Source organism: Pseudomonas sp. McL0111 (assembly GCF_052567255.1).
The window spans coordinates 5929962-5954455 of the sequence record NZ_CP199585.1; the positions used below are offsets into that span (position 1 = coordinate 5929962).

General features: G+C 58.4%; 27 protein-coding genes and 1 tRNA gene. 5 read left to right on the plus strand and 23 right to left on the minus strand.

All coding sequences use genetic code 11. The annotated features are described in order from the left end of the window. Positions 1 to 28 precede the first annotated feature (28 nt). The 6 genes from ACTWLJ_RS26570 to ACTWLJ_RS26595 all read right to left on the minus strand — a co-directional run bounded on the left by ACTWLJ_RS26570 (position 29) and on the right by ACTWLJ_RS26595 (position 2578). Positions 29 to 199: a hypothetical protein gene (locus ACTWLJ_RS26570; protein WP_401218329.1), complete on the minus strand. Its 171-nt coding sequence runs from the start codon at positions 197 to 199 to the stop codon at positions 29 to 31. Between the two features lie 123 nt (positions 200 to 322). Continuing rightward, a complete protein-coding gene (locus ACTWLJ_RS26575) occupies positions 323 to 739 on the minus strand; it encodes a hypothetical protein (protein WP_401218332.1) in 417 nt (138 codons plus the stop codon). Positions 740 to 875: 136 nt separating this feature from the next. Continuing rightward, a complete protein-coding gene (locus tag ACTWLJ_RS26580) occupies positions 876 to 1247 on the minus strand; it encodes a bacteriocin (RefSeq protein WP_445179123.1) in 372 nt (123 codons plus the stop codon). A gap of 326 nt (positions 1248 to 1573) precedes the next feature. Continuing rightward, complete coding sequence (locus ACTWLJ_RS26585) at positions 1574 to 1762, minus strand: hypothetical protein (RefSeq protein ID WP_129391353.1); 189 nt, start codon at positions 1760 to 1762, stop codon at positions 1574 to 1576. Between the two features lie 248 nt (positions 1763 to 2010). Continuing rightward, complete coding sequence (locus tag ACTWLJ_RS26590; protein ID WP_401218337.1) at positions 2011 to 2331, minus strand: YbjQ family protein; 321 nt, start codon at positions 2329 to 2331, stop codon at positions 2011 to 2013. Between the two features lie 157 nt (positions 2332 to 2488). After that, positions 2489 to 2578 (minus strand) — tRNA-Ser (locus ACTWLJ_RS26595). Positions 2579 to 2886: 308 nt separating this feature from the next. Here ACTWLJ_RS26595 and ACTWLJ_RS26600 point away from each other — a divergent pair. From ACTWLJ_RS26600 to ACTWLJ_RS26610, 3 genes are all read left to right on the plus strand, one after another. After that, positions 2887 to 3576, plus strand: a complete 690-nt coding sequence (locus ACTWLJ_RS26600) for a crotonase/enoyl-CoA hydratase family protein (RefSeq protein WP_401218340.1) — start codon at positions 2887 to 2889, stop codon at positions 3574 to 3576. Positions 3577 to 3792: 216 nt separating this feature from the next. Then, positions 3793 to 4515: a 1-acylglycerol-3-phosphate O-acyltransferase gene (locus ACTWLJ_RS26605; protein WP_445179124.1), complete on the plus strand. Its 723-nt coding sequence runs from the start codon at positions 3793 to 3795 to the stop codon at positions 4513 to 4515. Positions 4516 to 4649: 134 nt separating this feature from the next. Next, the gene (locus ACTWLJ_RS26610) at positions 4650 to 5621 is read left to right on the plus strand and encodes a magnesium and cobalt transport protein CorA (protein WP_401218345.1); all 972 of its coding nucleotides are present in this window, start codon (positions 4650 to 4652) and stop codon (positions 5619 to 5621) included. 108 nt (positions 5622 to 5729) lie between these two features. Here ACTWLJ_RS26610 and ACTWLJ_RS26615 read toward each other — a convergent pair whose 3' ends face one another. The 3 genes from ACTWLJ_RS26615 to ACTWLJ_RS26625 form a co-directional block, all read right to left on the minus strand. After that, entirely contained in the window at positions 5730 to 6452 is a 723-nt protein-coding gene (locus ACTWLJ_RS26615; RefSeq protein WP_401218348.1) for an amidotransferase, read from the minus strand. 93 nt (positions 6453 to 6545) lie between these two features. Then, a complete protein-coding gene (locus ACTWLJ_RS26620; RefSeq protein WP_445179125.1) occupies positions 6546 to 8690 on the minus strand; it encodes a 3-hydroxyacyl-CoA dehydrogenase NAD-binding domain-containing protein in 2145 nt (714 codons plus the stop codon). Between the two features lie 24 nt (positions 8691 to 8714). Then, positions 8715 to 9920 carry an acetyl-CoA C-acetyltransferase gene (locus ACTWLJ_RS26625; protein ID WP_445179126.1) on the minus strand — a complete coding sequence of 402 codons (1206 nt, stop codon included), beginning with the start codon at positions 9918 to 9920 and terminating at the stop codon, positions 8715 to 8717. 586 nt (positions 9921 to 10506) lie between these two features. Between ACTWLJ_RS26625 and ACTWLJ_RS26630 the strand changes: the two genes are divergently transcribed. Continuing rightward, complete coding sequence (locus tag ACTWLJ_RS26630; RefSeq protein ID WP_445181419.1) at positions 10507 to 11328, plus strand: c-type cytochrome; 822 nt, start codon at positions 10507 to 10509, stop codon at positions 11326 to 11328. A gap of 130 nt (positions 11329 to 11458) precedes the next feature. Here the strand turns inward: ACTWLJ_RS26630 and ACTWLJ_RS26635 are convergent, their stop codons facing one another. The 10 genes from ACTWLJ_RS26635 to ACTWLJ_RS26680 form a co-directional block, all read right to left on the minus strand. After that, on the minus strand, positions 11459 to 12268 hold the full coding sequence (locus ACTWLJ_RS26635; protein ID WP_445179127.1) for a transglutaminase family protein: 810 nt from the start codon (positions 12266 to 12268) through the stop codon (positions 11459 to 11461). Continuing rightward, entirely contained in the window at positions 12265 to 13215 is a 951-nt protein-coding gene (locus ACTWLJ_RS26640) for an alpha-E domain-containing protein (RefSeq protein ID WP_401218360.1), read from the minus strand. The genes ACTWLJ_RS26635 and ACTWLJ_RS26640 overlap by 4 nt, the downstream gene beginning before the upstream one ends. Positions 13216 to 13227: 12 nt before the next feature. After that, positions 13228 to 14637 carry a circularly permuted type 2 ATP-grasp protein gene (locus ACTWLJ_RS26645; protein ID WP_401218363.1) on the minus strand — a complete coding sequence of 470 codons (1410 nt, stop codon included), beginning with the start codon at positions 14635 to 14637 and terminating at the stop codon, positions 13228 to 13230. A 373-nt stretch (positions 14638 to 15010) separates the two neighbouring features. Beyond that, the gene (locus tag ACTWLJ_RS26650; RefSeq protein WP_445179128.1) at positions 15011 to 15358 is read right to left on the minus strand and encodes a ribonuclease E inhibitor RraB; all 348 of its coding nucleotides are present in this window, start codon (positions 15356 to 15358) and stop codon (positions 15011 to 15013) included. A 212-nt stretch (positions 15359 to 15570) separates the two neighbouring features. After that, positions 15571 to 15804 (minus strand): hypothetical protein, encoded by a 234-nt coding sequence (locus tag ACTWLJ_RS26655; protein ID WP_445179129.1) that lies wholly within the window; start codon positions 15802 to 15804, stop codon positions 15571 to 15573. 282 nt (positions 15805 to 16086) lie between these two features. Beyond that, a complete protein-coding gene (gene speE, locus ACTWLJ_RS26660; protein WP_445179130.1) occupies positions 16087 to 16962 on the minus strand; it encodes a polyamine aminopropyltransferase in 876 nt (291 codons plus the stop codon). A gap of 235 nt (positions 16963 to 17197) precedes the next feature. Then, positions 17198 to 17389 carry a PLDc N-terminal domain-containing protein gene (locus ACTWLJ_RS26665; RefSeq protein ID WP_003223221.1) on the minus strand — a complete coding sequence of 64 codons (192 nt, stop codon included), beginning with the start codon at positions 17387 to 17389 and terminating at the stop codon, positions 17198 to 17200. Positions 17390 to 17460: 71 nt separating this feature from the next. Next, positions 17461 to 17991 carry a hypothetical protein gene (locus ACTWLJ_RS26670; protein ID WP_445179131.1) on the minus strand — a complete coding sequence of 177 codons (531 nt, stop codon included), beginning with the start codon at positions 17989 to 17991 and terminating at the stop codon, positions 17461 to 17463. 98 nt (positions 17992 to 18089) lie between these two features. After that, the gene (locus ACTWLJ_RS26675) at positions 18090 to 18608 is read right to left on the minus strand and encodes an ankyrin repeat domain-containing protein (protein ID WP_445179132.1); all 519 of its coding nucleotides are present in this window, start codon (positions 18606 to 18608) and stop codon (positions 18090 to 18092) included. A gap of 98 nt (positions 18609 to 18706) precedes the next feature. After that, positions 18707 to 20545 (minus strand): long-chain-acyl-CoA synthetase, encoded by a 1839-nt coding sequence (locus ACTWLJ_RS26680; protein WP_445179133.1) that lies wholly within the window; start codon positions 20543 to 20545, stop codon positions 18707 to 18709. A 389-nt stretch (positions 20546 to 20934) separates the two neighbouring features. On the opposite strand from ACTWLJ_RS26680, the gene ACTWLJ_RS26685 reads away from it, so the two are divergent. Then, the gene (locus ACTWLJ_RS26685; RefSeq protein WP_401218414.1) at positions 20935 to 21213 is read left to right on the plus strand and encodes a DUF3509 domain-containing protein; all 279 of its coding nucleotides are present in this window, start codon (positions 20935 to 20937) and stop codon (positions 21211 to 21213) included. Positions 21214 to 21391: 178 nt separating this feature from the next. On the opposite strand, the gene mtnC is transcribed toward ACTWLJ_RS26685, so the two are convergent. The 4 genes from mtnC to ACTWLJ_RS26705 all read right to left on the minus strand — a co-directional run bounded on the left by mtnC (position 21392) and on the right by ACTWLJ_RS26705 (position 24488). Further along, positions 21392 to 22075 carry an acireductone synthase gene (gene mtnC / locus ACTWLJ_RS26690; protein ID WP_445179134.1) on the minus strand — a complete coding sequence of 228 codons (684 nt, stop codon included), beginning with the start codon at positions 22073 to 22075 and terminating at the stop codon, positions 21392 to 21394. A gap of 4 nt (positions 22076 to 22079) precedes the next feature. Continuing rightward, positions 22080 to 22625, minus strand: coding sequence for a 1,2-dihydroxy-3-keto-5-methylthiopentene dioxygenase (locus tag ACTWLJ_RS26695; RefSeq protein WP_445179135.1), 546 nt, complete (start codon positions 22623 to 22625; stop codon positions 22080 to 22082). A 94-nt stretch (positions 22626 to 22719) separates the two neighbouring features. Continuing rightward, complete coding sequence (locus ACTWLJ_RS26700; RefSeq protein WP_445179136.1) at positions 22720 to 23346, minus strand: methylthioribulose 1-phosphate dehydratase; 627 nt, start codon at positions 23344 to 23346, stop codon at positions 22720 to 22722. Next, positions 23343 to 24488, minus strand: coding sequence for an MFS transporter (locus ACTWLJ_RS26705; RefSeq protein WP_445179137.1), 1146 nt, complete (start codon positions 24486 to 24488; stop codon positions 23343 to 23345). Before ACTWLJ_RS26705 ends, ACTWLJ_RS26700 begins: the two co-directional genes overlap by 4 nt. Positions 24489 to 24494 lie beyond the last annotated feature (6 nt).

Here is a 24494-nt window from a genome sequence, read left to right on the forward strand (position 1 = left end):
GAAGGGCCTGCCCCCAGGCCCTGAAGATTCAATCCTCATCTTCCTCATCCACATACTCACTGTCCGCCGCATCATCAGCATCATTGAGCGGCACAGTCGCATCATCCATCAACGACCCAGGATCTTCATTCCCCGGATCATTGATAAACGGCAGCCCGCTCGGGCCTTTTTCTTCCTTGCCTTCAGTTTCGGGAGTCATGGCAAACCTCGTGAATTCAGGTGCGTGTTTAACGTTCGAAAGGCAGCTCAACAAATCGTTCCTGCCTTGAAACTATAGAAGCAAAAAACCCGGCACTTGGCCGGGTTCACTGAAATCATAACCTCAGTGATGCCGATTTTTATGTTTGTGCTTATGCCCGCCATTCGAGTGCGACTTACCGCCATCGCTGCCCAGGTTGTTACCGACCGCCCCGCCCGCTGCGCCGCCGAGACCTGCGCCAACGGCGGAACCGGTTGAGCCGCCCAAGCTGTTGCCGACCACGGAACCACCCGCTGCTCCCAATCCACCACCAACCGCGGCTTCAGTGCGGCTGCCTTTCGGTGCACCTACGGCGCCGCCGGCCGCGCCGCCTACTCCCGCGCCAACCGCAGCTCCGGTGCTGCCGCCGAGCTGTCCGCCGACCACATTGCCCAACACGCCACCCAGTCCGCCGCCCACTGCCGCCGAACCATCGCCGGCGGCCATTGCGCCTTGTGCGACCAGCAATCCGAAAACCAGTGCGGATAATGTCAAACGCATAACAACCTCACAGTTCCCGAAACGGGACAATTCGCCCGAGAAGGGGCTGTATGAATTTGGAGGCATTTCCCGCGAAAACGTTCAGCAACGAAAAAGCCCGACATCAAGTCGGGCTTTTTCTGACAGGAAAACCGTCTTAGTGACGCTTGTGTCCCTTGGACAGATTGCTGCCTACCGCGCCGCCAGCTGCACCGCCCAGACCGGCGCCAATCGTTGCGCCGTTTTTACCGCCGAGGCTGTTACCGATCACCGAACCACCGGCCGCGCCAACGCCGCCGCCAATCGCCGCTTTGGTCCGGCTACCTTTGCCGGCCGCCATTGCACTGCCAGCGGCACCGGCCAGACCGGCACCAATCGCAGCACCGTTGCTGCCGCCCATTTTCTGGCCGACCACATTACCCAGTGCGCCACCCAGACCGCCGCCAAGAGCAGCGGTGCCATCACCAGCAGCCATCGCACCTTGAGCAACCAGAAGCCCCAAAACCAGAGCGGGCAGTGTTAAACGCATGACGAAAACCTCAAAAATAGGGACAACAAAAAGGGTCGCGATTGAATGCCGTCGGGGCGAAAAAGTCCAGACGAAATCAGAGACCACCGCGCACTGAGCGCCGATTTGACAGCGTTTTTCGAAAAGGTTTTATGACAGGCAAAAAAAAGCCCGCTGGGGAGACGGGCTGGAGACTTGCTTTCTAACGGATGGCTTCACCCTACGACGGTGGACGTGAAAAGTTTGTGAAAGCCAACTAACCCAATCTACCGTCTGTAGGACTTTTCGCAATCCATGGAGCCGGGCATAAAAAACCCCGTTCATAGACGGGGTTATTCGACAGCCGATTACTTTCTGGCTCGCGTCGTGACCTTGGGTAGAAACTTTGCTTTCGGTCCCTTGGGAGCCGTGGACTTGATCTTGCCGGTCTGAACCGGGTCTTCACCGAAGCCAGCCTGATACTCCGTCTGGCCACAGCGTACGCAATTGTTAAACGAAAACTCAGCTCCATCATCTTCGATATACGGATCAGTCATAACGTCTCCCCTTTGCCAAGGATCGATACCGGCAAACCCCTTTTGCCTGAAAAAATATCGACCTCCAAGACTTTTGAGACTAGCCGGTCATTACTGGACTTGTGATTCAGATTGACTGACGCCCGACGAATGGCCTGCGCAAATTAAACAGATCAACCGGCACCGCCGAGCTCACGCGTCTAAAGATTGGACAAACCGATACTGCTCGAGCCTGGCGTCATCTAGCACCCTAGATCCGCCAACGGCGATCAGCGCAACTTCACCGCAGTCCCCGTCACAAACACCACAACCATGCCGCCCTTACCTGCCGGCATGCTGATCTCGAAATCCAGCCCAACCACAGCATCCGCCTGCAACGCCCGCGCCCGTTCCTTGATCTCGTCCGTTGCCTGAACGCGCGCCTCCTTCAGTGCCCGTTCCAACGTCTGCGAACGCCCACCGAAGAAATCCCGCATCCCGGCGAACATGTCACGGATCACATTGACCCCTTGCACCGATTCGGCGCTGACGATGTCCAGGTATGCGGTGATCTGTCGGCCTTCGATGGAATGAGTGGTGGAGATGATCATGGGAGAAATCCTTTGAACGGCAGTAAATTTGCCGATTGTAAGTCACCAGCGACCGGCCCCCATTCCCATATCGTTCCCATACAGGACTTTTTCAGACGCCAGAAACCACAAGACCCCTGACTTCTTTCGAAATCAGGGGTCTTGTGTGTATCGAATGTGGCGGTGAAGGAGAGATTCGAACTCTCGATACAATTTCTTGTATACACACTTTCCAGGCGTGCTCCTTAAGCCACTCGGACACTTCACCGTATCTCTTCAAACATTTTCTGTCTGTCGAGGCGCGCTAATGTAGTCGAAAGCTTTTCCGATGGCAAATATTTTTTTCAGAATTTTCATGCGGTTAAGAGAAAAAGCCGTTTCTCCCGGAATGGGGCCATGGCAAACCGGCCATTCTTGGGTGAGCGCGTGCCTTCTATATAGAGGGAGATGCGCGACCACGCAGCGTGCCACGCTGGGCGAGGCGCAAAACGGTGACTGGCGAGTCAGTCACGGCGCTTTACCTGGCCTACGGCGGTGGGTAACGTCTGCTTCATCTTTCTTACAAGGAATAGCGTCATGAGTGAGTTGATTTCCTACCACCTCGAAGACGGTATCGCGACCCTGACCTTGAGCAACGGCAAGGTCAATGCCATTTCCCCGGACGTGATTGCAGCGTTCAACACGGCGCTGGATCAGGCTGTGACTGATCGCGCCATTGTGATCATTACCGGTCAGCCGGGGATTTTGTCCGGTGGCTACGATTTGAAGGTGATGACGGCTGGCCCTAAAGAAGCCGTGGCATTGGTGACTGCCGGTTCGACTCTGGCCCGTCGCCTACTCTCTCATCCGTTCCCGGTGATTGTTGCCTGCCCTGGCCATGCCGTGGCCAAAGGTGCGTTCATTCTGTTGTCCGCCGATTACCGCATTGGTGTCGATGGCCCGTTCAGCATTGGTCTGAACGAAGTGCAGATCGGCATGACCATGCACCACGCCGGCATCGAGTTGGCGCGTGACCGCCTGGGCCGTGCAGCTTTCCATCGTTCGGTGATCAATGGCGAGATGTTTGATCCCAAAGGCGCGGTGGACGCTGGCTTCCTCGACAAGGTGGTCTCGGCTGAAGAGTTGCAGGGTGCGGCACTGGCTGCAGCGCGTCAGTTGAAGAAGATCAACATGACTGCTCACAAGAACACCAAGCTGAAAGTGCGCAAAGCACTGCTGGAAACCCTGGATAGCGCGATCGTTCAGGATCAGGAGCATCTGGGTTAACCCCAGGTTCCAGCCACCTATAAGAGCCCGACCGTCGTGTCGGGCTTTTTCTTACGTACTCTGTCGAAATAGCCGTAGTGGCTCTAGGACGCGTCTGACCATCCACTTGGAAACATGCGCTTAAACATCGCCTATCTCCTGCCTCTATAGCAGCAATTGCCGAAAACAGTGCACATCCGTACACTGCGCCACCTTTTGTCCCGGTGGGCCCTGTAAATGCTGTTTTTGTTTCGTATGTTATTGATGGGTCTGCACTTTGTTCTCGCTGGTGTGCTTGGGGTGATCCTCGGTCTGTGCCGTCCTTTCAACCCGGATAACAGTCGCCTGTGCGCGCGCCTCTATGCGTTGCCGGCGATGTGCATTTTGCGTCTGCGAGTGAAATCCGAAGTCAGCGGTTTGATGAACAAGCCCGACAGCTGCGTGATCATCGCCAACCATCAATCCAACTACGATCTGTTCGTGTTCGGCAACGTCGTTCCACGCCGCACCGTGTGCATCGGCAAGAAGAGCCTGAAATGGGTGCCGCTGTTCGGACAGTTGTTCTGGCTGGCCGGCAATGTGTTGATCGACCGTGGCAATGCGCAAAAGGCGCGTCAGTCGATGCTCACCACGACCAACACGTTGCAAAACGAACACACCTCGATCTGGGTATTCCCGGAAGGTACGCGCAACCTCGGCGAAGAACTGCTGCCATTCAAGAAAGGCGCCTTTCAAATGGCGATTGCTGCCGGCGTGCCGATTGTTCCGGTGTGTGTCAGCAGTTACGTCAAGCACATGCGCCTGAATCGCTGGCGCAGCGGGAAAATCCTCATACGCTCGCTGCCGGCAATTCCTACGGCAGGAATGACGATGGACGACATGCCCATGCTCATCACCCAGTGTCGCGAGCAGATGCGCGAGTGCATCGCCGACATGGATAAGCAGCTACACGCTGCGTGAAAAAGCGACCCGCCCTGTGCGGGTTTTCTTTTGCCGGCTGAACTGTGCAGATTTCACTGACTCTCAAGCAGCGACACGGCTAAGCTGAAGCCTTGTATTCCCTGCCATCTGCCAAGAAGAAGTGAACCACCACCATGGGTCGAGTTGTTGCTGCTGCGGTTTACAGTGCGGGTAAGAAAGTCACCAATATTTCCCTCGACGAAGGCGCAGCCTGGGCCGCCAAACCCGGCCATTTCGTCTGGATCGGCCTCGAAGAGCCGAGCGCGCAGGAACTGTCCAACCTGCAACGTCAGTTCAACCTGCACGAACTGGCGATTGAAGATGCGTTGGAAAAACACAGTCGGCCCAAACTGGAAACCTTCGGTGACGCTTTGTTTATCGTCACTTACTCGCCGATTCGTGAACATGGCATCTTGCAGTTCATCGAGACGCATATTTTCGCCGGCAAGGGCTACATCATCACCGCACGTAACGGCCATTCGGCGTCTTACGCTCATGTGCGCCAACGCTGTGAGGCGCGTCCGCTGCTGCTGGAGCATGGCGAAGATTTTGTGCTGTACGCCCTGCTCGACTTCGTGATCGAAAACTATCAGCCGGTTGGCGAAGCGATCCACGCTGAAATCGATGAGCTGGAGCGCAACGTGTTGTGCAGTGCGCTGAACGAGCGCGACATTCAGAAGCTGCATGGCCTGCGCCGCGATGTCGTGCGTCTGCGCCGTTATGCAGCGCCGATGGTGGAAATCAGCGAGGAGCTGCAAAAACTCAGCTTCCCGTTTATCGACAAGAACATGCGTCCGTACTTCCGCGATGTGCAGATTCATGTCACGCGGCAGATGGAAGATTTGACGACTCTGGCGGACATCGCCAGCCAGACCATCGAAATTGGTGTGTTGCTGGAAGCGTCACGGCAAAGCGTGGTGCAGCGCAAGTTTGCTGCTTGGGCGGCGATTCTGGCCTTCCCGACGGCGGTGGCGGGGATTTACGGGATGAACTTCCAGAACATGCCGGAGCTGAGCTGGCATTACGGCTACTTCACCGTGCTGGGGTTTATTGCGGTGGGATGTGTGAGTTTGTGGGCGAGTTTCAAGAAATCGGGTTGGTTGTAAGGAATACCGTGTCGCCTGGGAAAATCGCTAGCAGGCTAGCTCCCACAGGGTCTGCGCAATAACGCAGATCCCCTGTGGGAGCCAGCCTGCTGGCGATGCTTTTCAGCTTCAGGCCGCCGCTGGCTTGTGTGCGACAAAGCGCATCATCCATTCAGCCACTGTTGCGCCATGGTGCTCTTGCTCCAGGCTCGCCACACCCTTGCTGTAAATCTGCGAACCCAACGCTTCCTGACGCAATTCCAGCAACGCCCGCGAATAGTCGTGAATGAATTCCGGATGCCCCTGGAAGCACAACACCTGATCATTGATGTGGTACGCCGCAAACGGGCAGAAATCGCTGGAGGCGATGACCGTGGCGTTTTCCGGCAGTGCGGTGACCTGGTCCTGGTGGCTGATCAGCAGCGTCAGCTCTTCGCGTACCGGGCTCATCCACGGCGCCTTGGCCGCCAGTTTGTAGTTGTGGGTGCCGACGCCCCAGCCCTGAGTCGCACGCTCACTCTTGCCACCCAGCAACAGCGCCAGCAATTGGTGACCGAAGCACACGCCGAGCAGCTTGTCGCCACGCTCGTAGCGGGTCAGCAGGTATTGCTTGAGGGTCTGAATCCACGGATCGGTGCCGAACGAATCGGCCTTGCTGCCGGTGACCAGGTACGCATCGAAGGTCTGATCGTCGCTCGGGTATTCGCCCTGCATCACGTTGTACACGGTGAACTCGGCGGCAATCGGTTGCTGCGAGAACAGGCGCTGGAACATCTGCCCATAACCCTGATATTGATCGACCAGTTCCGGACGCAGGATGTCGGTTTCCAGAATGCAGATGCGTAGCGACATAAAAAATACCTGACACGTGATGGGAATAATGAACACCCCAGAGCCTGCCTTGAAACACCCTGACAAGGCAAGCCCCGGAATGTGTCCCGTGTCTTAGAACAACTCTCCTTTCGCAGCTTTGTCCAGCAGCAGCGCCGGTGGCGTGAAGCGCTCGCCATACTGCTCGGCGAGATACTGCGCACGAGCAACGAAATCCTTCACTCCGTACTGGTTGATGAACTGCAATGCGCCGCCGGTCCACGCCGCGAAACCGATGCCGAAGATCGAGCCGACGTTGGCATCCGCCGTCGAAGTCAGCACGCCCTCCTCCACGCAGCGCACGGTTTCGATAGCCTGTACGAACAACAGACGATCGCGTACATCCTTCGGCGAAATCTGCCCGTCAGCTTTCTCGAAGCGGCTTTTCAGCTCGGGCCACAGGTGTTTCTGGCCACCCGCCGGATAATCATAGAAACCGCCGCCTGCGGCCTTGCCGGGCCGTTTGTATTCGTTGAGCAGCAAGTCAATCACGGCGAAGGCCGGATGTTCTATCAGCGGTTTCCCTTCTGTTTGCAGGTCTTTGGCCGTTTGTTGACGGATATGGCTCATCAGGCTGAGGGAAACTTCGTCAGAGATTGCCAGAGGTCCGACCGGCATCCCGGCCTTGCGCGCTTCGGTCTCGATCATCGGCGCGCTGACGCCCTCACCGAGCATGGCGATGCCTTCATTGGTGAAAGTGCCGAACACCCGCGAGGTAAAGAAGCCTCGGCTGTCGTTGACCACTATCGGTGTTTTCTTGATTTGCAGGACGAAGTCGAAGCCCCGCGCCAGGGTTTCGTCGCTGGTCTGCGCGCCTTTGATGATTTCCACCAGCGGCATTTTTTCAACCGGGCTGAAGAAGTGCAGGCCGATAAACTTGCTTTGATCCGCCACCGCAGTTGCCAGCCCGGTGATCGGCAAGGTCGAGGTGTTGGAAGCGATGACCGCATCGGCGCCGACAACTTTCTGCGCTGCTGCCGAAACCTTGGCCTTGAGTTCACGATCTTCGAATACCGCTTCGATGATCAGATCGCAGCCAGCCAGATCGGCATCATTTTCCGCAGGATGAATCCGCGCCAGGATCTTCTCCCGCTGCGCAGCAGTCATCTGCCCACGCCCCACATTCTTGTCCAGCAGAGCTGCCGAATGCGCCTTGCCCTTCTCGGCGGCGGCTAGGGTGATGTCCTTGAGCACCACTTCGATACCCGCCGAGGCGCTGACAAACGCGATGCCCGCGCCCATCATCCCGGCGCCGAGCACGCCGACCTTATGCGTGACTGATGGCGCAAATCCTTTCGGGCGCGAGCCGCCAGCGTTGATTTCGTTGAGCTGGAACCAGAACGTGCCGATCAGGTTTTTCGAGATCTGCCCGGTGGTCAGTTCGGTGAAGTAGCGGGTTTCGATCAGGTGCGCAGTGTCGAAATCGACTTGGGCGCCCTCCACTGCCGCACACAGGATCTTCTCCGGCGCAGGCATCGTGCCCTGGGTTTTGCTGCGCAGGATCGACGGCGCAATGGCGAGCATCTGCGCGACTTTCGGGTTCGACGGCGTGCCACCCGGAATCTGATAACCCTTGACGTCCCAACGCTGCACCGCCGATGGATTGGCGAGAATCCATGCGCGGGCCTTGGCCAGCAACTCATCGCGATCCGCCGCCAACTCATCGATCAGGCCGGCCTGCAATGCCTGTTGCGGCCGAACCTTTTTGCCTTCGAGCAAATACGGCAGGGCTTTTTCGATACCGAGCATGCGCACCATGCGCACCACCCCGCCGCCGCCCGGCAGCAGGCCGAGCGTCACTTCTGGCAGGCCGAGTTGTACTGACGAATCATCAAGCGCCACCCGATGATGGCAGGCCAGACAGATTTCCCAACCACCACCGAGTGCCGCGCCATTGATCGCCGCGACCACCGGTTTGCCGAGGGTTTCCAGGGTGCGCAATTGGCCCTTTAGGGTCAGCACCATGTCGTAAAAGGCTTTGGCTTCTGGTTTGCCGACCTTGATCAGTTCGTTGAGATCGCCGCCGGCAAAGAAAGTCTTCTTCGCCGACGTGATGATGACCCCGGCAATTTCGTCCTTTTCAGTGACCAGTCGGGCAACGCAGGCGGCCATCGCCTCGCGATACACCGCGTTCATGGTGTTGGCGCTCTGGCCCGGCATGTCGATGGTCAGGACAACGATAGCGTCCTGGCCTTTTTCGTAACGAATGGCTTCGCTCATAACAAGGTTCCTTGAATTCGGGGCTCAGAGGCGTTCGATGATGGTGGCAATGCCCATGCCGCCGCCGACACACAGCGTCGCCAGGCCATAGCGCAGGCGCCGTGCTTCCAGCTCATCGAGCAAGGTGCCGAGGATCGCGCACCCGGTGGCGCCCAGCGGGTGGCCCATGGCGATGGAGCCGCCGTTGACGTTGACCTTGTCCGGGTCGACTGCCATGTCCTTGATGAACTTCAACACCACCGAAGCAAACGCCTCGTTGACCTCGAACAGATCGATGTCCTCGACCCGCAGGCCGGCCTTGGCCAGTGCCTTGCGAGTGGCCGGCGCCGGGCCGGTGAGCATGATGGTCGGGTCGGTGCTGGTGACCGCCGTGGCGACAATCCGCGCCCGAGGCTGCAAGCCCAGCGCCCGGCCCTTGGCTTCGGAGCCGATCAGCATCAACGCCGCGCCGTCGACAATCCCGGAGCTGTTGCCCGGGGTGTGCACGTGATTGATCCGCTCGACATGGCTGTAGACCCGCAGCGCAGTAGCGTCGAAGCCCATTTGCCCCATCATCTCGAAACTCGGCTTGAGCTTGCCCAGTCCTTCGAGAGTCGATTCGGCGCGAATGAATTCATCGTGATCGAGCAGAATGATGCCGTTCTGATCCTGCACCGGCACCAGCGATTTGTTGAACGAACCATCGGCCCGCGCCCGCGCCGCCTTCTGTTGCGAGTACAGCGCGTAGGCATCGACGTCCTGGCGACTGAAACCCTCAAGTGTGGCGATCAGATCGGCGCCGACGCCTTGTGGGGTGAAATGGCTGTGCAGATTGGTCTGCGGGTCCAGCGCCCACGCGCCGCCATCGCTGCCCATCGGCACCCGCGACATCGACTCGACGCCACCCACCACCACCAAGTCTTCGAAACCTGAGCGCACTTTCATGGCGCCGAGGTTCACCGCCTCCAGTCCCGATGCGCAGAAACGATTGATCTGCACACCCGCGACGCTGACATCCCAATCGGCCACCTGCACCGCAGTCTTGGCGATGTCAGAGCCCTGATCGCCAATCGGCGTGACACAACCGAGCACCACGTCATCGACCTGGCTGGTGTCCAGCGAGGTCCGCTGTTGCAGCGCAGTGAGCAACCCCGCTACCAGATTGACGGGTTTGACGCTGTGCAAGGCGCCGTCGGCCTTGCCCTTGCCGCGGGGTGTGCGTAACGCATCGAAAATCAAAGCTTCGGTCATGACGTCCTCGAACCTGTGCGGTGAGTGATTTCTTGTGCTCTCACTGTTGGCCCGGGCGGTCAAGGATTCAATGACCACAGCGCTCAATGGCATTGACGCACACGCTCAGACGGACGGTCATGCGACGCGAGGTGAACCGGTTCAGGTCAGCGAGTTGTCTAGCAAGCGGGCGGCGAAGAAGCTGGCAATACGCCTCATGCCTTTTTCATCGCAACTGGCAGTAAATAAATACGAAATGGATCTAAGCCAAGTCTGACGCGGGCCCTAAGGTAGAAGATGTACGTCATGGCCGTCGGGTTTTGCCGAGGCAGGCGTTCTTCAACAGGAAGTGCAACGTTTGCCGTCATGGATATGCAGGCAGACATCAGGAAATAACAAAAAAGGCGGTCAAGCCATGTTCAAACATTCGAAAGTTCGTCAAGCAGGGCTCATTCTCTTCGCCACGACGCTGTTACTGATTTTGCCGAACCTGACGCGGGTAATCGGCTGATTCAAACGGCACGAGTTGATTATTGCCACCAAGAAGTGTGACTGGCCTGCTAGGCGGGCCAGCGTGGCTGTGCCAACCTTTGTGCATTTCCACGACATGGATGGCGATCATTTGAAAGCGCTCATGGTGTTTGGGGCCTTGCTGTTGAGCATGCCCTTGTCTGCCGCACAGCTGAATCTGCAGCTGGGCGAAAATACCCGTACCTGGCAGACCGAGGAATTGCTCAAGCATCCTCAGGTGCAAACCCTCACGATAAAAAACGATGTGTCCTACAAGAAGGACATGACCTATCGGGCAGTGCCTCTGGCTGCGCTGCTGACCGGGATCAAACCCGACGATCACCTGCAAGCGGTGGCGCTGGACGGATTTGCCGCCGAGCTGGCTGCTGCGCCGCTGCTCAATACCTCTGGCTCACGCGCCTGGCTGGCGATTGAAGACCCCGCTCACCCGTGGCCGCCATTGTCCGAAGGCAAGCACAGCGCCGGGCCGTTTTATCTGGTGTGGACGGACCCGCAGGCCGGCAATATCAGCCCGGAGCAATGGCCGTTCGAAGTGGCCAGCATCAAGCGCATGGCGCCAGTGGCGGAGCGCTTCCCTGCCCTGCTGCCAGACCCTGCGCTGAAGGCTGATGACCCGGTGAACCTGGGTTTTGCGCTGTTTCAGAAGAATTGTCTGGCATGCCACCGATTGAATGGCGCGGGAGATGCGCAGTTCGGGCCGGATCTGAATATTCCGTATAACCCGACTGAATATTTTGGTGCGGATTTCCTCAAGCGCTACATTCGCGATCCGCAGAGTTTGCGGCAGTGGCCGCAGGCGAAGATGCCGGGGTTTTCTGCGGATGTGCTGCCGGATGGGGATTTGCAGATGCTGGTTGGGTATTTGCAGCACATGGCGGGGCGCAAGGTCAGGCCTTGATCGTTTGAGCCTTTGGTTGCCCTCACTGGCCTCTTCGCTGGCAAGCCAGCTCCCACAGGATCACCGTTGATTCAGGATCGGTGCTTTACCTGTGGGAGCTGGCTTGCCAGCGATAGCGGTGTTCCGGATTTTACTGTTGCTGGACGGAGATCACCGGCATCGGGGTGGGTGATACAAACACCTTCGCATGCATCTGCTCACACCCGCCGCCCCGGCGCATGCCGCGCACCGGACAGGCGTCGAGGTAGTCCAGACCCACCGCCAGTTTCAGGTGCCGTTCGGGCCGGGCCAGTTCGTTGGTCACATCGAAGCTGTACCAGGCGTCATCCAGCCAGGCTTCGGCCCAGGCGTGACTGGCCAGGTGTTCGCAATCCTCGCTGTACAGATAACCCGACACATAACGTGATGGAATCCCCAGGCTGCGCGCGCAGGCCAGAAACGCGTGAGCGTGATCCTGACAAACGCCTGCACGCCCGGCGAACGCCTCGGCAGCGCTGGTATCGACTTCGGTAGAGCCCGGCGTGTAGGTCATGTACTGATTCAGGCCGTGCATCAAATCAATCAGCCCAGTGCGGTCGCGGCGCTGTTTGCAGGTTTTGGCTGCAAACGCTCGTAATGCCTCATCAGCCTCGGTCAGCCGGGTGAAACGCAAAAATGGCAGCGCCGACTGGCTCTCATGCTCAGCCTCGCGCAATTCGTCGATATCGACCTGACCGCGAGCACCAATGATGATCGCCTCGTGCGGCTCATCCATGGTCAGCACATGCAGGATATTGCCGAACGGATCGAGTTGCGCACGCACCGGACGCGGCAGGTCGAGCTGCCAGCTCAGCACATGCTGACGCTCGCTGTCGTGGGGTGTCAGTCGCAGGTACTGGATGCTCGCCCGCACCTGATCTTCATAGTGATAGGTGGTCTCGTGGCTTATGGAAAGTCTCATGCAGCCTCCAGGTAGGAACTGTGAATAGCGTTGCCCAGCTGGCGCACCAGCGGGATGAATTCGGTCAGCCAGGCGTGCAGGCCTTCCTCGAGGATTTCATTGATGCCGGTATAGCGCAGGCGTGCATCCATTTCGGCGGCGAGCCGTTGCGCGGGGCGGCCGTTAGCGCCGGGCAGTTGCGCGAGAATCTGGTCGATCTCTTCGGTGCAGGCCCTTAGCGAACGCGGTACATCGGCGCGCAACAGCAGGAGTTCGGCAACATGCCGGGCGCCGGGTGCGTCGCGGTAGATTTCGGTGTAGGCCTCAAACGACGACAAGGCCCGCAGCAAAGCACTCCACTGATAGTAGGCGTGGGCCGTGCCGTCGCTGACTGCTTCGGCCTGATCACCAGCCATTTCGTAGCGGGCATCGAGCAGCCGAAGCGTGTTATCCGCACGTTCGATAAAGGTACCGAGGCGAATAAAGCGGAACGCATCGTTACGCATGATGGTGCCGTAAGACGCGCCACGGAACAGGTGCGAACGCTCCTTGATCCACTCGCAAAAACGGCTCATGCCATAACGACTGAGGCCTTGCTGCGCGATGCCGCGAATCTCCAGCCAGGTGGAATTGATGTTTTCCCACATGTCAGCGGTGATTCGCCCACGTACCGCATGCGCACTGGCCCGCGCCGAGCCGAGGCAGCTGTAGATGCTCGCCGGGTTGGCGGCATCGAGGGCGAAGAAATGCAGCAGCCGTTCGGCGTGTAGCTCACCGTGGCGCTCAAGGTAATCGTCGAGGGTGCCGGTAATCAGCAGCGGCATAGCCAGTTCGTGCAAACCATCACCGCGCCCGTCTTGCGGCATCAGCGACAGCGAATAGCTGACGTCGAGCATCCGTGCGAGGTTTTCCGCCCGCTCCAGGTAACGCGACATCCAATACAGATCCGAGGCAGTTCTACTTAACATGGCAAGCTTCCTTCAATCCTCGACCACCCAGGTGTCCTTGGTTCCGCCACCCTGGGATGAATTCACCACCAGAGAGCCTTCACGCAGCGCGACCCGGGTCAAACCGCCCGGTACGACCCGCGTTTCGCGCCCCGACAAGACGAACGGGCGCAAGTCGATGTGGCGCGGCGCAATACCGTTTTCGACAAAGGTCGGACAGGTCGACAACGACAACGTCGGTTGCGCGATGTACGCGTGGGGTTTGGCTTTGATCCGCTCGCGGAAGGCGTCGATCTCCGCCTTGGTTGACGCCGGCCCGACCAGCATTCCGTAACCGCCGGAGCCCTGGGTTTCCTTGACTACGAGATCTGGAAGATTGGCCAGCACATGGGAAAGTTCAGACGGATTGCGGCACTGCCAGGTCGGCACGTTCTTCAGGATCGGTTCTTCATCGAGGTAGAAACGAATCATGTCGGTGACAAACGGGTACACCGATTTGTCGTCGGCGACGCCGGTGCCGATGGCGTTCGCCAGCACCACGTTGCCGGAGCGATAGGACGACAGCAGCCCCGGCACGCCCAGCATTGAATCCGGATTGAACGCCAGCGGATCGAGGAAGGCGTCGTCGAGGCGACGGTAAATCACATCGACCGATTTCGGGCCGTCGGTGGTGCGCATGAAGACCTTGTCGTCACGCACGAACAAGTCCGCCCCCTCGACCAGCTCAACGCCCATTTCTCGTGCGAGAAAGGCATGCTCGAAAAACGCGCTGTTGAAACGCCCGGGCGTCAGCACCACCACGCTCGGATCATCAATCGGGCTGGAGCTTTTCAGGGTGTCGAGCAACAGGTTCGGATAATGGTCGATAGGCGCAATGCGCTGAGCGGCGAACAGCTCGGGGAACAGGCGCATCATCATCTTGCGGTCTTCGAGCATGTAGCTCACGCCGCTCGGGGTGCGCAGGTTGTCTTCGAGCACGTAATAGGTGCCATCGCCATCGCGCACCAGATCGACGCCGGAAATGTGTGAATAGATATCGCGGTGCAGATCCAGCCCTTGCATCGCCAACTGATATTGCTCGTTGGCCAGCACCTGCTCAGCCGGAATGATCCCGGCCTTGATGATGCGCTGCTCGTGATAGAGGTCGGCGAGGAACATGTTCAACGCCTTGACCCGCTGGATGCAGCCACGTTCAACAATCCGCCACTCGCTGGCGGGGATGCTGCGCGGAATAGTATCGAAAGGAATCAGGCGCTCTGTGCCCTGCTCGTCTCCGTAGAGCGTGAAGGTAATCCCGGCGCGATGAAACAGCAGATCGGCCTCGCGTCGCCGTTGGGCGAGAAGCTCGTCAGGCGTCTCGGCAAGCCAACGGGCGAACTCCCGATAATGCGGGCGGACCTGGCCGCCAGCGTCGTACATCTCATCAAAATAGGTGCGGATCATGCCGTACTCCTTGTCACCCGGACATCCAGACCATCGCAAGGCCCGTGCCATCGGCAGAAACGCTTTGATTTCAATCGGTTGGATAATGACGCCGCCGGCACCGCACCATTCCTGTGCGGCCAATGCCCCAACCAGACCGCCCCCGCTTCATTGCGACGCAGTGCAATCGCCTATCACCAGCATAGTCAGAGTTGATTTCACTGCTCGCTGTTGGCTGCGGATAATCCGCACATTCGCTGGAAACTTCATTGCAGGAGTTGTCAGCTCAATCGCTCTTCCCTTTAGCCACCTGCCCAGGTGGCTTTTTTTTGCGCCTCAAAAACGACAACGGCCGACCCGAAGGCCAGCCGTTGTTCAACATCCGCACACTGAGTCAGTTCAGGCGATGGCGGTTGCGCACCTCCTGCTTGACACCCCAACCCTCGATAATGCCGCCCAACGGCTCGACCACGGCGGAAAAGCCCTGTTCGAAATCGCCGATGTCGTCGTAGGTCGCGTACATCACTTTGCTTAGCTCCAGGGCCCACGCGCCGTCGTCGCGCACGCTGACCTGAGCATTGATGGATTCACCGCGAAATTTGCCTGCCGCCCTGCGCGCCCGCTCCTCGTCCGGGAAAATTGCGTAGAACTCGATGGGATGGAATCGGGAAAAATCGAAACCGCCTTCTTTCATGCGGCGCAGCACGTGGGTGCTGATGTCTTCTTGATAGGCTGTGCTCATGAATCGTCCCCCTCGCATAGATGGATAGACTTTCCGTATTCCCTGCACCGGGTCGATTGACCAAGGCGCTACGACAACCGTGTTGTCGGCGGGAAGCAAGCATGTAGCTGACAAGACCAGACCTTAGCGATCCATTCGCTGATCTCGATTGCAGAGTAGCCTCAAGATAGAGCCGCTGCCAAGGTCTGGAGATGAAGATGACTAGAAGAATTTCAGACGGGAGTGATACTGCGGATTTCGATGCTGTTCTGGGTTTTCAGGTTTTTCACGCCAGCATCGACGGTGCGCCCTTCCAGATCGTTCAGGTCCAGTTCGGCGGCAACGGGAAGCAGCCGGCCTTTGATGAGTTTGGCGGCCTGCTCATGGTTCGGGCATTCCTCGCACTCGAAGACTTCATTGATCGTTTCACCATGATCGTCCACGAAAGTGACTTTCCACTTTTGCATCGGTGCCTCCTCGATCAAACCCGTAGATGGGCTTACCTATATCTCGACTTTGAATACTGAGAGTTGGTTCAAAAGGATTACAGCGGCCGAACATGAAGAAAATCACATCAAGCCTGTGGGAAAGGCTTTTGTGGTGAGGGGATTTATCCCCGTTCGGCTGCGAAGCAGTCGTGAAATCAGCAAATGCGTTCTATCCGCTACACCGCATTGTGCGGTTTTGGGGACGCTTCGCATCCCAACGGGGATAAATCCTCTCGCCACAGAGGATTTATCAGCAGGGGATCAGTCGTTGCCTGGCTTGTTGATCGCTTGCAGCACGTATTGCGGCAAGGCGAACGCGCCGATGTGGATTTCCGGGTTGTAGTAGCGCGTGACGATGCCGCTGCCGATGAAGCGCTGCTGCAGGGTTTCACGGCTCAGTTTGCGGTAAGCCGGATTGGTCGAGCCCCAGGCAAACGTCATCGAGCCGCCGATGTAGGTCGGCACGGCCGCCTGATAGAAGTGCCAGTCCGGGAACAGGCTGCGCAGGCGACCGGCGGTGGTTTTGACTTCGTCGATCTGCATGAACGGCGTGCCGTTCTGCGTCACCAGAATCCCGCCTTCGTTCAGGCAGCGGTGGCAGGCCTGGTAGAAGTTTTCCGAGAACAGCACTTCACCCGGACCAATCGGGTCGGTGGAGTCGGAGATGATCACGTCGAATTTTTCAGTGGTGGTGGCGACGAAACGCATGCCGTCGTCGATCACCAGGTTCAGACGTGGATCGTCGTAGGCGCCCTTGGAGTGGTTCGGCAAGAACTCTTTGCACATGTCGACCACGGTGCCGTCGATCTCGACCATGGTGATGTGTTCGACGCCTGCGTGTTTGGTCACTTCGCGCAGCATGCCGCCGTCACCGCCGCCGATGATCAACACGCGCTTGGCGCTGCCGTGGGCGAGGATCGGTACGTGGGTGAGCATTTCGTGGTAGATGAATTCGTCGGCTTCGGTGGTCTGGATCACGCCGTCCAGCGCCATGACCCGGCCCATGCGCGGGTTCTGGAAGATCACCAGATGCTGGTGTTCGGTGCGCACTTCGTGCAGCAGTTTTTCCATGCGAAAACGCTGGCCGTAGCCTTCGTAGAGGGTTTCCAGGTACTCGCTGGTTTTGTTGACGGTCATGGTGAAGTGCTCCGATGAATGCGCGGGCGCCGATCGTGGTGCAGATTGCCCGGGAAAGGCGCGCATTCTACGTTGCGCAAGATGACAGGTCGAACCTCTGTTGATCGGCAAACCACAATCCCTGTGGGAGCTGGCTTGCCAGCGATGCAATCAACGCGGTCTGTCGATGACATCGCGCTGATCCAATCGCTGGCAAGCCAGCTCCCACAGGTTCCAGGTTGTTCTGGAGATCGCGTCAGATCCGGACGTTGCCCCGTGGCCCGGCGATGGCCCAGATGATCAGGCCCAGCACTGGCAGGAGGATGATCAGTAGCACCCAGAGGATTTTCATCCCGGTTTCGGCGCCGCTTTTCAGCACATTGATGATGGCCCAGATGTCGAGGGCAAGAATGATCAGGCCGATCAGACCGTTGAACGTGGAACCCATGGTGTCGCTCCAGAGTAGTGGCATCCACTCTTAGGATAGACGGGCCTGAGCAGGGTTCCCTTTTATTGTGTTCAGACGTGAATCGCGATCTTCAAGGCTTCGAGCGCCGGCGCAGCGGTGATGCCGACTTCGGCGCACAGCTCCAGCACACGCAGAATGTCGTTGCCGAAGACCAGCACCATTTGCAGTTCATCGTCGAGCAACTGGCTGAAGTTCATCAGCGTGTAACCGCCGTTTTCCTTGTTCATGCTGCTCATCTGCACCTGAATGCGGTTGAGCGCAGTCAGCGCTTCGGTCTTGGCCAGTTGCTTGGGCTTGAGGTTGAAATCGACGCCTGGACCGAACGAGGCAACGATCTGCGCAAACAGGTCAACGTAGGTGTCGGCCTGGAACAGCACGGTTTCCGGCAGGCTGCCGACCACGACCCACTCGCCCAATGGAATCGGGAAAGTTTCGTCGTAGTTGATGTCCGGATTGGCTGCCAGAAAGGCGTCGGTATCGGCGTAAGCCTGCGCTGCTTCGTCAGCGACCTTCAGGATCTCGTCCTCGCCCATGCAGCCGGAGCTGATTTTGCTGATGAGTTCGACGAGTGCAGCTTTCATGGGGCAGATCCTGTGACGATGGGAGTTTTGAGGGCGCGAAGGATAGCGCATTCTGCCCTCTCAGACTGCACACCAGACCACTGTGGTAGATGCTGTTCTTAACCGAGCAGTTTTTCCAGCTGCGCCGTGGTATCGACCGCGCCCATGGTGCGGGCGGCGTCCAGCGCGGTGATGCCATTGGCGTCCTTGGCTTGCGGGTTGGCACCCTTGCTGATCAGGTAATCGACGATTTCAACGCGGTTGAACATCGCCGCCATCATCAGCGCAGTGCGACCATCGAACGACGAGCCTTCGATTTCGGCGCCGGCTTCAACCAGTGCCTTGACCACTGCCAAGTCACCTTTGAACGCTGCACCGGCAATCGGGCTCTGGCCGTTGCCATTGCGTTGTTCAGGATCAGCCTTGTGCTTGAGCAACACGTTTACCGCGTCGATATGACCGTAGTAGCTGGCGAGCATCAGCAAGGTATCGCCCTTGCTGTTTTTCAGATTCACCGGCAGACCGGCGCTGACCAGGCGATCAAGCATCTGCGCATCACCGTCGCGTGCCTTGTTGAAAACCTGCTCGGTGAATTCGGCAGCTTCTTCAGGGGTCATCTGGCGGCTTTGTTCGGACATGGGGCAACTCCACTTTCGGTCAATCGGAAATGCCGACAGTTTCCCGAGCGAGACGAAAGCTGTCACCCCCTTTTTCTAAAAAACACCGATAGCCAGAATCAATAACGGTACTTGCCCTGATGAATTTCGGCCAGAACCTGATCGGTGACCTGCACATAAGTCTGACTGCCGGGCAGCCACGCATAAATCGGATCATCGCCCGTCTGGCCGGGGTCGAAGCCTTCGCTTTTCAGTCGTGTTTTCTGGTATTTGAAGGTGCCGGTGGTTTCCATTTTCACCTTGACCCGCAGGAACAACGGCACCGCGTAGGCTGGCATGCGCTCGCGGGCGAAGGTCAGCAGTTCAGCGAAATCCAGGGTCGCGAGGGATTCGGCGGGAGTGATTGCGGCCATGCCGGCGCGGCCATTGGTGTTGCGCACCTCCACGCCGTAAGCCACGGCTTCGGAGATATGCGGATGTTGCAGCAAGAGGTTTTCGACTTCGGTGGTCGAGACGTTTTCGCCCTTCCAGCGGTAGGTGTCGCCCAAGCGATCAACAAATTGCGCATGACCGAAACCGATATTGCGCAGCAAATCACCGGTATTGAAGAAGCGGTCGCCTTTGACGAACACATCGTGCAGTACGACCTTGGCGGTCTTCTGCGGATCGGTGTAACCGTCCAGCGGCGCCTTTTCATCGATTCGCGCCAGCAACAGGCCCTGCTCACCCTTGTCGACCTTGCGCATGAATCCATCGGCGCTGCGCAGCGGTTCGCCGCTGTCATGGTCGTAGGCCACCAACTCCCAGGCCATCAGCGAAAAACCGATAGTGTTATCGAAGTTGAGGATGTTGGTGAAACCGATATTGCCGTCACTCGCCGCGTACAACTCGCAGATGTGATCGACCGCAAAACGTGTCTTGAACTCCGCCCAAGCGCCGGGGCGCAGGCCATTGCCGATCATCTTGCGCACGTCGTGGCGGCTGTCATCGGCGCTGCGCGGCTGGTCCACCAGATAGCGGCACAGTTCGCCGACATAACCGATGGTGGTCGCCCGGTAGCGGCGCACGTCACTCCAGAACTGACTGGCGCTGAATTTGCGGCGGATCGCAAACCCTGATGCCCCATTGATCGCCGAGCCCCAGCAGACGCAAAGACCGGTGGCGTGATACAGCGGCAAGGTGCAATAAACGACGTCTTCGGGACGCATGTCGAGGGCGATCATGCCGAAACTCGCCGAACTGCGCATCCAGCGCCCATGCTTGAACACGCCTGCCTTGGGCAAGCCGGTAGTGCCGGAGGTGTAGATGTAGAAACAGGGATCGTCGAAGAAAATCTGCTGACTGCTTGGCGGATTGTCCCCCGACGCATCGGCACTGGCGCTGATCAGATTGACGTAACCCTCGGGCGCAATGCCCGGGTGGCTGTAGGTGTCCTGATCGGCAACAAACCAGGTGCGCTGCGGCGCAATCGACACCTGCTCGCGCACAGCGGCAAAGGCCGGCAGCAATTCTTCACCGACGACAATCGCCACTGGCGCTACCAGGTTCACGCTGTGGATCAGCGTATCGCGGGTCTGCGAGGTGTTGAGCAGCGCACTGACCGCGCCGACCTTGGCCAGCGCCAGAATCGTCACCAGCAGTTCCGGGCGATTCTCGATGAATACTGCGACCACATCGCCTTTGCCAATGCCCTGTTCGACCAGATAGTGGGCGATACGATTGGCCCATTGATTGACCTGCGAATAGCTCAGCAGCACCTCGCCCTGCAATAACGCCGGGCCATCGGGATTGCGCAGGGTCGCTTGTTCGAATGTCCAGCCGAGGCCACACGTTTGGGTCGGGTCCGTGACGTTGGCGACTTTCATGCCCTTGACCACCCGTGGGATGGCTTTGGCGATCATCGGCAGTTTGCGGAGCATCATGCTCCAGGTAATCGTGTCGCTTGGCGCGTGACTCATGGCGGATCCCCGTTCGGCCATGACGTGCTGGCCGGTTTTTTTATTGTCGGGCAATTGGCTGACGCAACCGGCGTTTGGCAACGAAGGTCGAGGTCGAAAATACGTCAGCACTTCTCGGGCTGTACACGCGGTTTTTGCAATGTTTTGTATCCGCCAATCCTTCCGGCGTGGCGATGATCGTGGCTTTATCGATTGGTTCCGTTGAATCGACAACGATCCCGCAAAATGCAGGATGCACGATGGCCATTCATGCAGATTGCACGAGCGGCGAAATTGGCTAATTTTTTAACTCATTGTTTTATAACGATTTATTTAAATTCGAATGCTGGCACAAACGCTGCAACCTCCTCTGCATGCTTGCCATTCAAGTGCATACGGAGCTGAAAGACATGAGCCTGATCCAAGAAAAATTTACCTCCCTGTTCTCCAACTTCGACGTCACCACTGCCCCACGCCCCGATGGCGGGATTCTGCTGACCCTGCGCAGCAGCGACGGCAAAGTGTTTAAACGCGCACTGACCTATCAGCAAATGCATGCCGGCGATCAACTGTCGTGGGCGATCAGCGCAATCCGCCGTGACCTGGCTGAACAGGCCAGCGAATTGCCGCAGATCGGCATGCTGCAAAGCCAACAGCGTTTTGCTCTGCCGACCTATCATTCGGCGTAAGACAGACTCGTTAAACAAAACAGGCCGTGGAGCGAAAGCTTCACGGCCTGTTTTTTGTGTCTGATACAAAACCCTGTGGGAGCCAGCCTGCTGGCGATTGCGCTGGGTCAGGCAACATCTGTTTATAGGAATTACCGCTATCGCCAGCAGGCTGGCTCCCACATTTGATTTATGTGGATTAAAAGGCTTCCGGCTCGATGCCGCTGAAGCTGTCGACGGTAACGTGGCCTTGCAGCTCGCCGCCTTCACGGGCCACACCGCAGGTTTGCAGGCCGGCTGCTTGGGCTGCGTCGAGTTCTTCGACGATATCCGAGAGGAACAGGATCTGCGCCGGTTCAACGCCGATGGCTTGTTGAATGTTGCTGTAGGACTGCGCCTCACGCTTGGGCCCTGAGGTGGTGTCGAAGTAGCCGCTGAACAACGGCGTCAGATCGCCCGCTTCCGAGCAGCCGAAAATCAGTTTCTGCGCCTGGATCGAACCGGACGAGTACACAAACAGTTGATAACCCGCCTGATGCCAGCGCTTGAGCGCTTCAACGGCATCCGGATAGACGTGGCCCTTCAACTGCCCGGCCTGATAACCCTGTTCCCAGACCATGCCCTGCAACGCCTTGAGCGGCGTGGCTTTGCGGTCTTCAGCGATCCAGCTCAGAAGAATTTCAACAACCCGTTCAACATCAGCCTGCGGCTCATTGCTGTCGCGGCGCACGGCTTCGATCTGCGCAGCAACATCGGCGCGGTCGGCGTTCTGGCGAACGAAGTCCGGCAGGTGTTTGGCGGCGTAGGGAAACAGCACGTCGAACACGAAACTCACGGCGCTGGTGGTGCCTTCGATGTCGGTGAGGATGACTTTGATCGACATCGGCTCAGTCCTCCAGACGCGGGAAGCGGCTGGCGATGTCTTCGCCGGTGAAGTTGGCAACCCAGCCGTCAGGGTTGTTGAACAGACGAATCGCCACGAAATGCGGATGCTCGCCCATGTCGAACCAGTGTTTGGTGCCGGCCGGGACCGAGATCAGATCGTTTTTCTCGCAAAGTACCGCGTAGACGTAATCGTCGATGTGCAGGGTAAACAGCCCACGCCCGGCGACGAAAAATCGTACTTCGTCTTCACCATGGCGGTGTTCTTCAAGGAACTTGGCGCGCAATTCGGCTTTTTGCGGATGATCGCTGTTGAGGCTGATGACATCGACGGTGATGTAGCCACGCTCGGTCATCAACTGGTCGATCTGCTCTTTATAAGCGCTGATCACTTCTTCCTGACTGGCGCCGGGCTGGATCTTCGCGGCGGCTTGCCAGCGGTCGAAACGCACGCCCTGCTCGGCCAGCGTCGAGGCGATATCTTCAAGATGGGTCAACACCTTGTTCGGAATGTCGGGGCTGGAAACGTGATAGACGGACAGGCTGCTCATTGGGGCAATTCCTCGGTATCGGCCTTGCCGTCCGGTTCTTTGAGACCGGTCGGGCACAGCATTTCATCAGGCAAATGGGCTACTTCTGGTGAAGTCAGCCTTGGCGGTTCATGACGCTGCGGGTTTTCAACTCGCATTCAAACAGGAATTCGAAGGCCTCAATCTGCCGAAGCGCGTCGTTCATCTGCGCGCCCCAGGTGTAGAGGCCGTGGCCACGGATCAGATATCCGACGCAATCGGGATGGGCTTCAAGCCAAGGCTGCACCTTGGCGGCGAGGCGCGCAATGTCCTGATCGTTGTCGAAAATCGGCACGCGCACCCGGGATTCATGGGTCGAAACGCCGCTGAAGGCTTTTTGCAGTTCGTAGTCTTCGAACTCGATGAAGTCTTCCCGGGTCAGGCGCGACAGCACCGTGGCGTTCACCGAATGGGTGTGCAACACCGCACCGATCTCCGGGCGCCAGCTATACAACTGCATGTGCAGCAGGGTTTCGGCGGAGGGCTTTTTGCCCGGTTCCAGACTGTTGCCGGACAAATCGGTGGCCAGCACATCGTCCAGACCCAACTGGCCTTTGTGCTTGCCGGACACCGTCAGCAACGCTTCGCTCGGCGACAGGCGCGTCGAATAATTGCTGCTGGTGGCCGGCGACCAGCCGCGACCATATAGAAAACGCCCGGCGTCGACGATCTGCTGGGCAAGCTGTTCACGCGTAAGGCTCATGGCCTGTCCTCTTGCATTCGGGTGGCAATGATAACGGCAGCAGCGAGCGCTGCGAGACTGGCAATACTAAAGGTCAATGTCGCGCCGAGGGCATTCCAGCTGTAACCGGAATACAACGCGCCCAATGCGCCACCGGTGCCGGCCAGCGCAGCGTACAACGCCTGGCCCTGCCCTTGCTGGCGCGCACCGAAACTACGTTGCACGAACTGGATGGCAGAAGCATGAAAACTGCCAAACGTGGCGGCGTGCAGCACTTGAGCAAACAGCAGCACCCACAGAAATTCAGCGAATGAACCTAGCAGCAACCAGCGCAACGCCGCCAGCAGGAAACTGACCATCAGCACCCGTCGCAGGGAAAAGCGCGCGAGAATCCAGCTCATGGCCATGAACATCAGCACTTCGGCGACCACGCCGACCGCCCAGAGCATGCCGATCACGCCGCGACTGTAGCCGAGTCGTTCCAGGTGCAAAGTCAGAAACGTGTAATACGGGCCGTGGCTCATCTGCATCAGCGCGACGCAGCCGTAAAACGCCAGCACACCGGGACTGCGCAGCTGTTTAAGAAAGCCCTCGCCCGTCGGCCGATTGCCTTGCGCCGGTTGCGCGTTCGGCACCCACAGGCTGCTCAGCACAATACCGGCCATGATCAGCACCAGCGCCGCCGGGTAAATATCGAGGCTCAGCCATTCGAACAGGCGCCCAAGGACTACCACGGTGATGATGAAACCAATCGAGCCCCACAGCCGGATCTGGCTGTAGCGCGAGGTTTGCCCGTTTAAATGCGCAAGGGTGATGACTTCGAATTGCGGCAGCACGGCGTGCCAGAAGAAGGCGTGCAAGGCCATGACCATCGCCAGCCAGGCGTAGGTCTTGCTGACGAATACCAGCGAAAACGTCAGCAACGTGCACACCGCGCCGAAACGCACGATGGCCAGCCGTTTACCGGTGTAATCGCCGAGCCAGCCCCAGATGTTCGGCGCGACGCAGCGCATCAGCATCGGTATCGCCACCAGCTCGCCGATGCGTGCGGCGCTGAATCCGAGGTGATCGAAGTACAGCGCCAGAAACGGCGCCGTCGAGCCGAGCAAGGCGAAATAGAACAGGTAGAAACTGGACAGCCGCCAGTAAGGGAGCGCCGCCACGCCGGT